This window comes from Methylosinus sp. is20ea, from assembly GCF_059718135.1.
In genome coordinates, this window is sequence record NZ_AP046088.1 from 1,642,932 (window position 1) to 1,656,829 (window position 13,898).

At 68.3% G+C, this 13,898-nt stretch carries 16 protein-coding genes; 12 read left to right on the forward strand and 4 right to left on the reverse strand.

Translation table 11 applies throughout. From position 1 onward, the window contains the following. Positions 1-105: 105 nt before the first annotated feature. Positions 106-351: a hypothetical protein gene (locus AC6IY7_RS07480; protein WP_497782431.1), complete on the forward strand. Its 246-nt coding sequence runs from the start codon at positions 106-108 to the stop codon at positions 349-351. Between the two features lie 96 nt (positions 352-447). On the opposite strand, the gene AC6IY7_RS07485 is transcribed toward AC6IY7_RS07480, so the two are convergent. The 3 genes from AC6IY7_RS07485 to AC6IY7_RS07495 all read right to left on the reverse strand — a co-directional run bounded on the left by AC6IY7_RS07485 (position 448) and on the right by AC6IY7_RS07495 (position 4,844). Beyond that, positions 448-1,839, reverse strand: coding sequence for a heme biosynthesis protein HemY (locus AC6IY7_RS07485; RefSeq protein ID WP_497782432.1), 1,392 nt, complete (start codon positions 1,837-1,839; stop codon positions 448-450). Between the two features lie 204 nt (positions 1,840-2,043). Then, on the reverse strand, positions 2,044-3,543 hold the full coding sequence (locus AC6IY7_RS07490; protein WP_497782433.1) for a COG4223 family protein: 1,500 nt from the start codon (positions 3,541-3,543) through the stop codon (positions 2,044-2,046). A gap of 437 nt (positions 3,544-3,980) precedes the next feature. After that, positions 3,981-4,844: an HpcH/HpaI aldolase/citrate lyase family protein gene (locus AC6IY7_RS07495; RefSeq protein WP_497782434.1), complete on the reverse strand. Its 864-nt coding sequence runs from the start codon at positions 4,842-4,844 to the stop codon at positions 3,981-3,983. Between the two features lie 93 nt (positions 4,845-4,937). Between AC6IY7_RS07495 and AC6IY7_RS07500 the strand changes: the two genes are divergently transcribed. The 4 genes from AC6IY7_RS07500 (at position 4,938) to AC6IY7_RS07515 (ending at position 8,053) form a co-directional block, all read left to right on the forward strand. Beyond that, entirely contained in the window at positions 4,938-5,657 is a 720-nt protein-coding gene (locus tag AC6IY7_RS07500) for a carbonic anhydrase (RefSeq protein ID WP_497782435.1), read from the forward strand. Between the two features lies 1 nt (position 5,658). Further along, positions 5,659-6,543 carry a TIGR01459 family HAD-type hydrolase gene (locus AC6IY7_RS07505; RefSeq protein ID WP_497782436.1) on the forward strand — a complete coding sequence of 295 codons (885 nt, stop codon included), beginning with the start codon at positions 5,659-5,661 and terminating at the stop codon, positions 6,541-6,543. 59 nt (positions 6,544-6,602) lie between these two features. Then, on the forward strand, positions 6,603-7,079 hold the full coding sequence (locus AC6IY7_RS07510; RefSeq protein WP_024878034.1) for a MaoC family dehydratase: 477 nt from the start codon (positions 6,603-6,605) through the stop codon (positions 7,077-7,079). 371 nt (positions 7,080-7,450) lie between these two features. After that, positions 7,451-8,053, forward strand: coding sequence for a hypothetical protein (locus AC6IY7_RS07515; RefSeq protein WP_497782437.1), 603 nt, complete (start codon positions 7,451-7,453; stop codon positions 8,051-8,053). A gap of 21 nt (positions 8,054-8,074) precedes the next feature. Here AC6IY7_RS07515 and AC6IY7_RS07520 read toward each other — a convergent pair whose 3' ends face one another. Further along, entirely contained in the window at positions 8,075-8,974 is a 900-nt protein-coding gene (locus AC6IY7_RS07520; RefSeq protein WP_497782438.1) for a polysaccharide deacetylase family protein, read from the reverse strand. A gap of 96 nt (positions 8,975-9,070) precedes the next feature. Here AC6IY7_RS07520 and mgtE point away from each other — a divergent pair, with 96 nt between their 5' ends. The 7 genes from mgtE to recO all read left to right on the forward strand — a co-directional run bounded on the left by mgtE (position 9,071) and on the right by recO (position 13,818). Then, positions 9,071-10,483 carry a magnesium transporter gene (mgtE, locus tag AC6IY7_RS07525; RefSeq protein ID WP_497782439.1) on the forward strand — a complete coding sequence of 471 codons (1,413 nt, stop codon included), beginning with the start codon at positions 9,071-9,073 and terminating at the stop codon, positions 10,481-10,483. Between the two features lie 71 nt (positions 10,484-10,554). After that, a complete protein-coding gene (locus AC6IY7_RS07530; RefSeq protein WP_497782440.1) occupies positions 10,555-11,514 on the forward strand; it encodes a glycoside hydrolase family 25 protein in 960 nt (319 codons plus the stop codon). Then, positions 11,511-11,897 (forward strand): hypothetical protein, encoded by a 387-nt coding sequence (locus AC6IY7_RS07535; protein ID WP_497782441.1) that lies wholly within the window; start codon positions 11,511-11,513, stop codon positions 11,895-11,897. Before AC6IY7_RS07530 ends, AC6IY7_RS07535 begins: the two co-directional genes overlap by 4 nt. Before the next feature lie 96 nt (positions 11,898-11,993). Beyond that, positions 11,994-12,422, forward strand: a complete 429-nt coding sequence (locus AC6IY7_RS07540; protein ID WP_497782442.1) for a hypothetical protein — start codon at positions 11,994-11,996, stop codon at positions 12,420-12,422. A 28-nt stretch (positions 12,423-12,450) separates the two neighbouring features. Further along, positions 12,451-12,726: a DUF6460 domain-containing protein gene (locus AC6IY7_RS07545; protein ID WP_497782443.1), complete on the forward strand. Its 276-nt coding sequence runs from the start codon at positions 12,451-12,453 to the stop codon at positions 12,724-12,726. A 131-nt stretch (positions 12,727-12,857) separates the two neighbouring features. Continuing rightward, positions 12,858-13,088 (forward strand): DUF1737 domain-containing protein, encoded by a 231-nt coding sequence (locus AC6IY7_RS07550; RefSeq protein WP_497782444.1) that lies wholly within the window; start codon positions 12,858-12,860, stop codon positions 13,086-13,088. 7 nt (positions 13,089-13,095) lie between these two features. Beyond that, positions 13,096-13,818, forward strand: a complete 723-nt coding sequence (gene recO / locus AC6IY7_RS07555) for a DNA repair protein RecO (RefSeq protein ID WP_497782445.1) — start codon at positions 13,096-13,098, stop codon at positions 13,816-13,818. The last annotated feature ends 80 nt before the right edge of the window (positions 13,819-13,898 follow it).

Sequence of the window (13,898 nt, forward strand, 5' to 3'; positions counted from 1 at the left end):
CCGTCGCGACTCTGGCGTGAACCATTGCCGTCCCTCCGCGCTTCCACTAAGACAACCGAGCTTTCGGCCTCCTCCCGCTTCGACGCCTGTTTCGAGCCGCATCTCATGAAGAAGCCTCTGTTGTTCGCGTTCATTGTCGGCGCCGGCCTCGCGGCGGCCAGCGCCCAATCGAAGGCGCTCGAATTTTCATTGTTCGACTGGCTTCCTTTCCTGCACGAGGATGCGGCGGAGAAAAAGGATGCGCGCCGCGCCCGTTCGCCGCAGGCGCTGTGCAAGGAGGTGGAAGTGCCGCTCGACGAGGGTTATGGCGTCAGCCGGCGCGAGCGGCGCGTCGTCTGCGAGGACGAGTGAGCTCGTCTCATACGACTTCCGGCTGAACGGTTCGGCGCGTTCCCCCTCTCCCCGCGAGCGGGTGAGAGAGGGCGCCTGCGTCTTCGCAAAAACGCGTCAGACAGCCGCGCTTTCTTCCTCGATCTTGGCTTCCAGCAGCCGCTCGGGGCGCGTCAGAAAAGCCGCTGGAATATCGGCGCGGGCGTCCTCGGTCGGGGCGCGCAGGGGCTCGGGCGGCGTCGCCCAGACGAAGGCGTCGAGCTTGCCGGTCACCGGCGACGCCGGCGCCCAACGCCTCGAGATGACGCCATCGGCGATCCAGGCCGGATCGCGCGGCGCGCGCGAGCCGCGAGCCAACCATTCCCGCACCGGCCCGCTCGGGCCGTTCTCGGCGTCTTCCAGCTCGGCCATCAGCAGGCACAGCTGGGCGGTCGGCGTCTTGCCCTCGGCGACGAGCGGGGCCAGCGCCTTGCGCGCCGCGGCGAAATCACGCGCCGCCAGCGCCACGCGGGCGACGAGGATTCCCGATTCCGGCGCATGGGAGGCCGAGGAGGCGAATTTCTTCACGCGCGCCAGACGCTCGGCGTTGGACTCGCTCGGCGCCGTCTCGAGAAACGCCTCGGCGATATCGGGATGCGGCTGTTCGGCATAGGCCTTTTCCAACAGCTTCAGCGCCTTGGCGCTGTCGCCATGGCGGGCGAGCAGCCGCCCGATCAGCGCTATGGCCGGCACCAGATCGGGCGCGCGCTTTGCCGCCTGGCGGGCGAGATGCAGCGCCTCGCTCGGATGCTCGGCCTGCTTCTCCAGCGCCATGGCGGTCTCGACCACGGCGCGCAGGCGCTGCGCGGTCGGCAGATCGATGGCCTTGGCCTTCAGATTGGCTTCGACGGCGACGCGGGCCTCTTCCCAATCGCCCTGCGCGCCATGATGCTCGAGCAGCGCATGGCCGGCCCAGGGCAGCGGCGCGAGCTGATGCGCCCGATCGGCGAAATGATGCGCGGCCTCGTCGTCCTTGCGGCGCTTGGCCTCTATGTGCAGGCCGCGCAGGCCGAGCAGCCGCGTTTCGGAGAGCTGCGTCATCTCGTGAAAAGCGGTCTCGGCGCCGACGCGATCACCCTCGAGCTGGGCGACCTGCGCGCGCAGCAGATAGGTCAGCGGCTCCTTTTCCAGATTTTTGACCGCTTCCTTGGCGGCGCGCTTGGCCTCGGCCAAATGGCCGGCGCCGGCCGCCACAATGCCGCGCGAGAGCGCCTGAAAGCCTCTTTCCCGGCGCTTGGCGCGGGAGCCCTGCTTCAGGCGGGCGGGCGCCTGGAAGAAATAGACGATGATCGCCCAGGCGAAGATGATCGCCGCGACCGTCGCGATCAGCGCGCCCGCGCCGACGACGAGCGAGGTCTCTATGTGATAGCCGCCCCAGTCGAGCGTGATCGAGCCGGGCTGCTCGATGAGCCAGTGGAGGCCGATGGACAGTGCGGCCAGCGCCGCAATGAAAATGAGCAGCAGAATCATGGGTCGTAGATCCTCGCCTCGGCTCTAGAGTCTTTTCGTGCTTCATGGAAACTCGGAAAGACTCCAGGCTTTTGTTTTGACGCGCTTCCAACGCCGAACCGGCGTCCACTTCGGCTGCAAACGCTCTGAGCGCGTCTGCGCGGAATTTTTTGTTCCGGCCGGATTATCATCGGAAAAATGGTCCCGCTTTTTCCGAAACACCGCTCAGTTCTTGGATTTTGCGAGCGCGTCCAGCGCGCCCGCCAGAATGGACGCCGCCGCTTTCTCGGCCTCGACGCGGCGGCGGGCGGCCTCTTCCCACTCGCGCGCGACGGCTTTGGCGTCGTCGGGAAACTCGGCGAAAGCGGCGAGCGCCGCGTCGATCTCGCCGCGATCGAGCGCCGCCTCCAATTTCACGGCGATGTCGCCGATCGTGGCTTTTTCCTTTTCCGCGCTGGTGCGGACCTTCACCAGCTTGGAGGCGCCCTGCAGCAGGCGGTCGGCGAGCGGCGCGTCGGGCTTCAGCTCCGCGGAGGCCTCGAGCTTGCGAATCAGCGGATGGAAGGCGGCGCGAAGCGCGCGCGCGTCGGGCGCGCCCTTCTCGGCCGAAGGGGCGAGCGCGGCCAGCGCCTCCGAATCGGCGCCATGAGTCGAGAGCACGGCATATTCGGAGGCGAAGGGCGCTCCCCGGTCCAGCGCCCGCTGCAGCGAATGCGCGACCACCACCAGCGTCGCCGGATTGGGGCCCTTGGGAGTCTCCTCCGGCGCGACGATCGGGGGCGCGACGACGACCGGAGGAGGCGGCGCCGCTTCGGCCTCGCGCGCGACGCGGCTCTCGTTCTTGGAGGTTTCGAGCTTCTCGCGCAGCTCGTCGAGCCGATCGGAGAGCCAGTCGATGCGGCCTTCGAGACCGCTGACATTGTCCTCGACGGCCCGCAATTTCGGTTCCAGCAACTTTGGTTCTTGGACTTTCTGGTCGGGCAGCTTCAGCTCCGCGCGAGGGGCTTCGCCGCTGGCGCGGGCCTGTTCGGCGAGCGCCAGAGCCGAGCGCGCGATCTGCTCCAATTCGTCCACGCGCCGCGCCAGCGCCTCGGTCTGCTCGCTGGACGGCGCAGCGGCGGGCTTGGCAGCCGCTACCGGCTTGGCTGGCGGCTCGGGAGCCGCAACCGGCGCAGGGGCGACCGACGCAGGGGCGGGAGCAGGCGACGACCAGGTGACGCGGTCGCCCGAGCGCGACGGCGGGGCGGGCTCCGGCGGCTTCGCCTCGACAGGGGCCGGCTTGGGAGCCGGTGTCGCGCTGATCTCGCCGCGATCGATCGGCGCCGTGGTTTTCGCGGTCTCGGCGGGTTTCGCCGCCTTGCCGGTCCATTTCACGACATTCTCGCGCAGCGCCGAGACGAGACTCTCCGGCCGCGCGAACGTCTCGTCGACGACAGCGGCGAAGGCGGCGAGCTTCTCGTGCTTGTCGCGGAAGCGATAGGCGGCGATCGCTCCCGCCGTCGCGAGCAGGCCGAGCGTCGCCGCGAAGAGGGTGAAGCGGTGCCAATTCTTGCGGCGCGGCCTCGGCGCAGGCGCGACCTCGCCTACGGGCGCCGAATTTGCTTGCGGCTCAGTGGGCTCGGACTCGACGGGATGATCGACGCTCGTCGTCGTCCAGACGTCTCCGGCCGCTGTTTCCGTGGCCTCGTGGCTATCCGCTGCGGGGTCTTTGTCGTGCTGCGCCATGTGCTGGGGGCTCCTCGCCGCAGCCCCTTATAGAGGAAGCGGCCATTCCGCGAAACAGCCGCCGTTTCGTTCCAGCCACGGCGCGCCGGGAATTTCAGACCGCCGGACTCGCGGCGACGCGAGCGCAGGGCAGGGAAGCGCCCCTCCCCCCGCTACGCGCTATTGAATGCCCCCGCGACGTCATGGCCGGGCTTGTCCCGGCCATCCACGCCAGGACGCCGAGGCGTCTTAAGAAGTTTGGCATGACACCGAAGCGCCGGCGGCGCCCGCGGTGGGATGAATCCGTCGATAGCGGGCGCTTTCCTTCGGTTTCTCAGCTGCTTGGCGTGGATGGCCGGGACAAGCCCGGCCATGACGGCCGCAGTGTCTCGCGAAGTGCGAATCCGATAGCCAGCCAAGCGGGACAGGGGCGCTTCCGCTTCGCTCGAAACGACGCGTCAGGCCGTCGCGCCCGAAAGCGCCAGCGTGCGGCGCGCGCCGTCGAGATGCAGGCGCTCCACCATGCGGCCGTCGATCTGCGCGACGCCGATCGCCGCATTCTCCGGCGCGTCGAACAGCTCGACGATTCTGCGCGCGAATTCGATCTCGGCCGGCGAGGGCGCGAAGACCTCGTTGACGGTCGCGATCTGGCCCGGATGAATCAGCATCTTGCCGTCCATGCCGAGGTCGCGGCCCTGCTCCGCCTCCCGCCGTAGCCCATCGAGATCGTTGAAATCATTGTAGATACCGTCGATGATATCGACATTGTGCAGACGCGCGGCGAGCACGGATGCGGAGAGCCAGGAGACCAGCGCCGGCCGGCCGGGCGTCAGCCTTGCGCGCGTCGATTTGGCGATGTCGTTCGGCCCCAGCATCATGGCGGAGAGCGGCGCCTCCTGCGCGGCGCTGGCGATCTTCTCTATGTCGAAAAGCGCGCGCGGCGTCTCGATCATCGCCCAGAGCGTGGTGTGGGCGGGGGCGCCGGCGGCTTTCATGTCGCGCGCGGCGCGCAGAATATCCTCGCGGCTATTGGCCTTGGGGACGACGATGGCGTCCGGCCCCGCGGCGGCGACGGCGGCAATATCGGCGGCGTACCACGGCGAATCAAAGACGTTCACGCGCACGATGATCTCGCGGGAGCCATAGCCGCCGCCCTTCACCGCGGCGACGACCTGCTCGCGCGCCGCCTCCTTGGCGGCCTCGGCGACCCCGTCCTCGAGCTCGAACATCAGCACATCGGCTGCGAGCGTCTTGCCCTTCTCCAGCGCTCTGGCGTTGGAACCCGGCATGGCCAGCACGCTGCGTCGCGGTCGCGAAATCATGGCTCTCTTTTTCTCCCCTTGCCTCGTCGGTCGCGCTCCACAATAAAGGAGCGGCCGTCGGCGCGCCATCGCCGGCCGTCACGAGGAGCGAATATGACCGATGCCGGCCCGATCGATCAGCCCGGCGATGTTCTCCCCGCCCATCTCGCGAAAGGCTACGAGACCTTTCTCTCGGGGCGGTTTCGCGGCGAGCAGCAGCGTTTCCACGAGCTGGCGGCGGATGGCCAGAAGCCGCGGACGATGGTGATCGGCTGCTGCGATTCGCGCGTCGCGCCGGAGGCGATCTTCGACGCCGGTCCGGGCGAGCTGTTCGTCATTCGCAACGTCGGCAATCTCGTGCCGCCCTATGCGCCGGACAATCAATATCACGGCACCTCCGCCGCGCTGGAATATGCGGTGATGGCGCTGAAGGTGAATCATCTCGTCATCCTCGGCCACGCCCAATGCGGCGGCGTGCGCGCCTATGCGGAGAGCCAGGCCGATCCCTACACGCGGCCGCTCTCTTCCGGCGATTTCATCGGCAGCTGGATCAAGCTGCTGGCCCCGGCCGCCGAGCGCGCCGGCGCCATCCCCGATCCGGTGACGCCCGATTATGTCGAGCGGCTCGCCTTCGAATCGATCAAGCAGGGCGTCGCCAATCTGCGCAGCTTCCCGTGGATCGCGACGCTGGAGCAGCGCCATTATCTCTCGCTGCATGGCGCCTATTTCGGCGTGATGGACGGCAGGCTGCTGGCGCTGGACGAGGCGTCGGGCGAATTCTCGCAGGTCGCGCCGCAGGCCCATGCCGCCGCCTTCGCGCAGCCGCGGTTCTGATATGTCGATCCCGCAGATCGCCGGCCTGGCGCAGCTCGCCGATCGCTATGACGCGATCCTCTGCGACGTCTGGGGCGTGCTCATCGACGGCCGCTCGCATTTTCCGGTCGCCGCTGCGGCGCTCGAGCGTTTTCGCGCGCAGGGCGGCAGGGTGGCGCTCGTCACCAACGCCTCGCGGCCGAGCGAGGAGGTTGGCCGGCAGCTCGACGGGCTCGGCCTGCCGCGCGCGGCCTATGACGATCTCGTCAGCGCCGGCCAATTGACGCTCGAGCAGATGGTCGGGCGAAAGGGTCAGGCCTGTCACCATCTCGGGCCGCCGCGCGACAATGGGCTGTTCGAGGCCGCGGACCGCCTGCTCGGCGGAAAATTCCGCCGCGTTCCGCTCGCCGACGCCGATTATGTCGTCTGCACCGGGCTCATCGACGAAAGACGCGAGACGCCCGACGATTATGCGAGGACGCTGGAATTCATGCGCGCGCGCGGCCTTCCCATGCTCTGCGCCAATCCGGACATTGTCGTCGGCATCGCCGGGGAGCTCGTCTATTGCGCCGGCGCTCTCGCCGAGCGCTATTCGGCGCTGGGCGGCGAGGTGGTGATGGCCGGCAAGCCGCATTCGCCCATCTACGCCGCCGCTCTCGCCCGCATCGCCGAGCTCGCGGGCGCGGCGCCGCCGGCCGGACGCGTTCTCGCCATCGGCGACGGCGTGGCCACGGATTTGCTGGGAGCTTCCCGCGCCGGCCTCGATTCGCTGTTTCTGACCGAGGGCGTGCATCGCGACGAGCTCTACCCGCCGCCGGAACGCCGGCTAAACGCGGCCGCAATGGCCGCGCTTCTGGCCGGCGCAGGCGTCAAACCGGTTGCATTTGCGCCGTTTCTGGTGTGGTAGATGGGGAAACGGCCCAGCGGCCTCTGCCGCCTGGGCGCCAAAGGCCGGTGACCGGATCCATGTCGACGCCCTTCAAGACCTATTATTTCGAAGACCTCGCCATCGGAATGCGCGAGACCTTGATGAAGGCCGTCATGGACGACGACGTCATCGCCTTCGCCGATCTCTCCGGCGACCGCAATCCGATCCATCTGTCGGACCATTTCGCCAGCAAGACGCGCTTCGGCGAGCGTATCGTCCACGGGCTCTACACGGCCTCGCTGATCTCGACCGTCATCGGCATGTATCTGCCGGGTCCGGGCGCGGTCTATCTGTCGCAGACGCTGAATTTCCGCGCCCCGGTCAAGATCGGCGACGTGATTCATGTCGTCGTCGAGATCGTCGAGCTGATCGAGAAGGGCCGCCGCGCGCGCCTGCATTGCGAATGCCTCGTCGACGGCAAGGTGGTGCTGGACGGCGAGGCCTGGGTCATGGTGCCGAGCCGCGAGCAGGCGACCCGCGCCGCGCAATTGGCCAAGCCCGCCGCCTCGGCCTGAGCCGCCGACCTTTTTCGTCCCGCCGGCGCGGATAAGCGCGGGCGAGCGCCGCCTGTATGGCGTTGTTTTAGCGCGCCTCCGCCGAACCGGAGTCCATTTCGGAGCGGGCCGGTCGCGCTCATCGGCTCGGCGCTTACGCAATCGCGACACGGGCCGGCCCTTTCGGCGCCGAACAAGCGCCCTTTTTCGCCGTCACGCTCACGCAAGAAAAACGCCTTCGCGTTCCGCAGGATAGTCAGGCGAGACGCGCCGTGGGTCGGGCATGCTTCTTCCCACGAAGGCCCATCGAGGCGAAACGCATGGCGATCCGCGCCGAACGACGAGAGGCCGGCCGCCGATCCCCGCGGCGGCCGGGCGAGGAGACAAAGGGCATGAGCGTGAGAGTCCCGCTGCTCGGCGCCGCGCTCGGCGTCGGCCTCGCGACGACGGCCGGCGCGGGCGATCTCGGCTATCCGGCCTCCGCGCTCGGGGAGTTTTCGGCCAAGCCGCGAACCTCCTTCGATAAGGCGCCGCCGATCGTCGCGCCCCTCGCCATACCGCTCCTCACGGAGCAGACCGCGGCTCCGTCCCCTGCTCCGCCGCCCGCGGCCTCGCCTTCCGCGCCCGCTCCGACGGTCCAGGCGGAAGCAGTCGAGCCGGCGCCGAGCCAGGAGCCATCGACCCAGGAGCCATCGACCCAGCCGCCGTCGTCTTCCGAGCCGGCGTCCACGCCGTCGACCGGGCTCGACGAATATGAGGCGCGCTGCTTCGTGAAGCTCGACGGCCGCGTGGTGATCGCCAAGCCCTGCCGCATTCTGCGCGACAAGGACAAGGAAGTGATCTTCGAGATCGACGAGGGGCCGCTGACCATAAAGCTGCGCCAGGGCCGGGTGTGGACCGCGCGGCTCAAGGACCGCGATCTCGGCAATGTCTACAAGACCGGGCCCTGCTGGGGCGCAAAGGGCTTCTACGCCTGCGACCGCGGGCGGATCTGAGAAAGCGCGAAGCCCCGCTAATCACTGCGATTTCACCCCCCGGCCTTCCTCCTGCGGCTCGCTGCGCAGGCCCTTGGGGCCGAGCGTCTTGGCGATGATCGCCTCGGTCGCCGAGGTCCAGCCGGGCTTCGCATGGACGATCGGCGTTGGCCCCTCGCCGGGGACGATGTGAACCAGGCGAAAGCCGCGCGCTTTCAGCTCGCGCAGAAACTCCGGCATCATCGCCGCCGTGGAGGGGCGCGGATCGTGGAACAGCACAATGCCTTTCCGCGCCGCCTCGAGCCGCGCCATCACCAGCTCCAGCTCGGCGCGCGGCGTCATCTCCTGCCAGTCCGAGGCCCAGAGATCGGCGCCGAAGACCGTGACGTCGCGATCCTCCAGCCAGCGCACCAACTCCGGCGTGTCGGCGAAGCCGGGAAAGCGGAAGAAGGGGAAATGCGGCGAGGGCTCGCCGGCCGGAAAGCCAGCGGCGGCGTCGACGGCGCGGAAGCCTTTTTCTATGTCGGCCTGCGCCGCATCCTCGCTCATCAGCCGCAGCGTGCGGGCGGGGTGGCTGTAGGAATGATGGCCGGCGTTATGGCCCTCGGCGACGATGCGCCGAACCAGCGCCGGCGCTTCCGCCGCATGCGAGCCGACGAGGAAGAAGGTCGCCCGCGCGCATTCGGCTTTCAGCGCGTCCAGCACGCGCTCGGTCGCGCCATGGGCTGGGCCGTCGTCGAAGGTCAGCACCACTTCCCGATCGGCGAGCGCCAGCGTGCGCGGATAGGTCTGCAGGCCGAGCGCCAGCCGCTCGCTTCCGTCGATCGCCATGGTTCGCGAGACGCCGAGCGCTTGCGGGCCGCATTCGGCGGCGCCGGCGGCGGACGGCCCGAGCGCGAGCAGAATCGACAGAAGGCGAAGGCGGGGCGAAAGAAATTGCATCGGCGGTTTGCTTTCCCGGCGCGGCGCGCTATGGGGAGCCCTTGTCCCGGTCTCGCCGGCCGGGCGGACCCCCTCGCGCATCGATCAGGGCCCCATATGTCGCAAGACCATGAAAAATCGGCGCCTGCGGAAGGAAATTTTCGCGACGAGGACACGGGCGAGCCGCGCGCCGATTTCGTCGCCGCGGTGGAAGACGCCATCGCCGAGGGCGACTCTGGACATGTGAGGGAGCTGGTCTCGCCGCTGCACGAGGCGGACCTCGGCGCGCTCCTCGAATTGCTCGACCATGAGGAGCGCCCGCGCCTCGTCGAGCTGATGGGCGACGAGTTCGATTTCGCCGCTCTGACCGAGGTCGGCGAATCGACGAGAGAAGATATTCTCGAGGAGCTGCCGGTCGCGACGCTCGCCGAGGCGATGCGCGAGCTCGAGAGCGACGACGCCGTCGCCATTCTGGAGACGCTGGAGCCCAAGGAGCAGGCGGAGGTCCTCGAGGCGCTGCCGGCGCAAGAGCGCATCGTGCTGCGCCGCTCGCTTGAGGCCGCCGAGGGCACGGCCGGCCGCCTGATGCAGACGACGCTCATCGCCGTGCCGCCCTTCTGGTCGGCGGGCGAGGTGCTGGATTTCTTTCGCGAGACCGAGCCGGACGAGCTGCCGGACAATTTCTTCGAGGTCTTCGTCGTCGATCCGGCCTATCGCCTGCTCGGCACCGTCTTTCTCGACGCGCTGGTGCGCGCCCATCCCAAGACGCCGGTCGAGAAGATCATGCAGGCGGACCGCCGCCGCGTGCACTTCGGCGACGACACGGAGGAGGTGGCGCGGCTCTTCGAGCGCTATAATCTCGTCTCCGTTCCGGTCGTCGACGAGGCGGAGCGGCTCGTCGGCGTCATCACCATCGACGACGTCGTCGACGTCATTCAGGAGGCGGCCTCCGAGGAGATCAAGGCGCTCGGCGGCGTCAATCCGCATGAGGAGCTGACCGACAGCTTCTGGTGGATCGTCAAGAGCCGCTTTTTGTGGCTGCTCATCAATCTCGGCACCGCCTTCATTTCGGCGAGCGTGCTGAAAGCGTTCGAATCGCAGCTTCAGCAGATGGTGGCGCTGGCCGTGCTCGCGCCGATCGTGGCGAGCCAGGGCGGCAATTCGGCGACGCAGACGATGACGGTCACGGTGCGGGCGCTGGCGACGCGCCAGCTCTCGCGCTCCAACGCGCTCCGCATCATCCTGCGCGAGCTGGCGACCGGGGCCTTCAACGGCGCGACTTTCGGCCTGATCACGGGGCTGGTCGCGGCCAATTGGTTCCAGAGTGTCGGGCTCGGCCCGGTGATGGCGATGGCCATGTTCACCAATCTCGCCGCCGGCGCGCTGGGCGGCATTCTCGTGCCCATGCTGCTCGAGCGCTGGAAGGTCGATCCAGCGATCTCCTCCAGCGCCTTCGTCACCACTGTCACCGATGTCGTCGGTTATGGTTCCTTTCTGGGCATAGCGACATTATGGTTCCGTCTCGGCTGAGTCGCGCGGCGAATCGCGCGCGGCTCGGGGAATTAACGCTTCGTTACCGGCTTGCGGGATATTTTCACGCAATGCGATCGAACGATATTTTTGCGGCCGCTACGGCCGTTCTCCTCTCCACCGCGCTCGCCGGATGCGGCAGCGCGATCGACCCGTCCTACAGCGCCCGTCCGCGCTTTGCGACCAGCGCGCCGCTGGTCAATGCGCGCAAGGACCCGACCTATCTCGCCTATGCGGTGCCGGAATCGGAGCTGCACGCCTATCCGGCGACGCGCAGCGCCGAATTCTCGGTGCATGGCGTCGACGTCTCCAAATATCAGGGCGACATCGACTGGCAGGCGGCGAAGGAATCCGGCGTCGGCTTCGCCTTCATCAAGGCGACCGAGGGCGGCGACGCGCTCGACTCCAAATTCCAGCGCAATTGGGCGGCGGCCAAGGCGGCCGGCGTGCCGCGCGGCGCCTATCATTTCGTCTATTGGTGCCGGCCGCCGCACGAGGAGACGGGATTCTTCAAATCCGTCGTGCCCGTGGAGCCGGACGCGCTGCCGCCGGTTCTCGACGTCGAGGCGACGCCGACCTCGCGGAGCTGCAAGCGCACGCTCTATCGCGAGGAAGTGCTGCGCGACATGCGCGTCATGCTCGAGGATCTGGAGCGGCATTACGGCAAGAAGCCGATCATCTACAGCTCGGTGGATTTCTATCAGGCGATCCTGCATTCCGGCGCGCTGGCGGAATATCCGATCTGGGTGCGCTCGACGAAATATCATCCGGCGGTGCGCTACGGCGACCGCAAATGGACCTTCTGGCAATATCGGTCGGACGGCCATGTGCCCGGAATCTCCGTCGCCGTGGACCAGAACACCTTCAACGGCAGCCCTGGGCAATGGCGCGAATGGCTCTCCTCGAGCACCGGCCTCGAGGCGCGGCCGGTTTCGACGGCGGCGGCCAAGCCGATCGACAATCGCAGCCTCGAGAAGCTGATCGAGGAGGACCCGGCGATGCTGCCCTCCGCGATGAAGAACGCGCAGTGAGATCGTTGCGCGCGGCCTGTCTCGCGGCTGCGCTGCTTTCGGGCGCCGCCACCCGGGCGGCGGAATGCGAGACGGCCAACGCTTCGCTCGCTGGCCATTATTATCTGAGCGGCGTGATGGAGGTCGGCTCCGAGTTGCTGCTGCGTCCGGACGGGCGTTTCGATTACATGCTCGCCTATGGCGCGCTGGATGAGCTCGCCTCCGGCTGCTGGTCGCGCAAGGGCGATGTGGTCACGCTCATCGTCTCGAAATTCCAGGCGAGCATGGACGATCCGATGAAATTCGATCGGCTCGAGCTCGCCGTCACGCCGCGGGGCGGCCTGTCGCGGCGCTTCGAAGGCGGCCGAACCGGCGTCTATTCGCGGCCGCGCAGCGGCCGCTGAGGGAGAAGCGCTGCGCCCCCTATTGACGCGCTCGGCGCGGCTCGCCACATCGGAGCGGGGTCTCGAGGGGCGGCCTCCTGAACCTGGTCAGAGCCGATGCGCGTCATTTCCCTCGTCTTTTTCGCTGTTCTCCTCGCCGCCGGCGGCGCGCGGGCCGAAGCCCCCGCGGCGGAGCCGTCCCAGAGCGAGGCCGGCCGCTTCGCCATGAGCCCGGCCGAGGGCGGACTGCTGCGGCTCGACAAGCAGAGCGGCGCGGTCTCCTTCTGCACGGTGGAGGGCGGGCTCTCCGTCTGCCGCGTCGCCGCCGAGGAGCGCGCCGCGCTGCAGGCCGAGATCGAGCGCCTCGCTCGCGAGAACGCCGAATTGCGCGCCAAGCTTCCCGGCGGCGCCGGCGCGGAGGCGGCGGCGCGCAAGGGTCTGCCCGGAGAGGAGGAGCTCGAGCGCGCGCTCTCCTTTACCGAAAGATTCCTGCGGCGCATGATGAAGCTCTTCCGCGAGGAGGCTCCACAGGGCGAGAGCCTCTGACCCGCGCAATCGAGACCGAAGGACGCGCATGGCCTCCAATAGCCAAATCCATGATTTTCTCGGCGGCTCGCCGCTGCAAGTGCTCGTCAAGCTGCTATTCGTCTCGCTCGTCGTCGGCGCGCTGCTGATGTGGCTCGAGATCGAGCCCATGGACCTCGTCCATGGCGCGCGGCGCTTTTTCGACCGCATTTCCTCGCTCGGCTTCGGGGCGGTCCACACCGTCCTCGGCTATGTGATCACCGGCGCGATCATCGTGGTGCCGATCTGGCTCGTGCTGCGGCTGCTGAGCGCCGGGCGGCGCTGAGAGAAAATCCTTGCGCCAGGCCGCCGGCGCGAGGATGACGGCGGAAGCGCCCGGGCGAATCGCCCGCCGGCCGCGTCGAGCTGCGCAACCATCTCGCGCAACTATTCCGTGCAATCATTCGAGGCGTCACAATGTCCGCTACGCTAGGCAAGAGATCGACCGTCTATCGCTATCTGACCGGTCCCGACGATGTGGAGTTCTGCAAGCGCGTCACCGAGGCGCTGAGCCTGGGCTGGTCGCTCTATGGCTCGCCGACGCTCACCTTCGACGCGACCAAGGGGAAGGTGATCTGCGGTCAGGCGATCACCAAGGACGTCTATGATTTCAAATACACGTCGGATGTGAATCTCTCCGAGCTGTGACGGGCGAATGGAGTGGCGGGACGAAGGGCTCGTCATCGGCGTCAAGCGCCATGGCGAGTCCGCGATCATATTGGAGCTGATGACGCGCGCGCATGGCCGCCATATGGGGCTGGTGCGCGGCGGCGCCGGGCGCGCGCTGCGCTCCGTGCTGCAGCCGGGCAATAGCGTCGAGGCGCTGTGGCGGGCGCGGATCGAGCAGCACCTCGGCTCCTTCGCCGTGGAGCCGGTGCGCTCGCGCGCAGCGCGGCTCATCGATCGCGCCTTCGCCCTGCATGGCGTCGGCCATCTCTGCGCGCTGCTGCGCCTCCTGCCGGAGCGCGATCCGCATGGCGAATTGTTCGGCATGGCGGAGGTCATCGCCGATCGGCTCGATTCGCTCGATGTCGCCCCGGCGCTGATGGCGCGATTCGAGCTGTCGTTGCTGGCGGCGCTCGGCTTCGGCCTCGATCTCGAGCGCTGCGCGCTGACGGGGGAGACCACGGACCTCGCCTTTGTGTCGCCCAAGACCGGCCGCGCCGTGGCCCGCGCGGCGGCCGCGCCCTGGCAGGACAGGCTGCTGCCTTATCCGGCCTTTCTGCGCGCGCCAGCGCCGGCGGGAGCCGATGCGGGGGCGCTCGTGGAGGCCTTTCGCCTGACGGGGCATTTTCTGCAGCGCGACGTCTTCGGCCCGCGCGGCGTCGCGGCGCCGCAGGCGCGCGCGCTCTATATCGCCGCCGTGGCGGCGAATTGAGACGGCTTCCGGCTGATTTGGTTCACGCGGAGCCTGCTCCCTCTCCCGCTGGGACACGATCCAGGGAGGGGGGCTCTCGC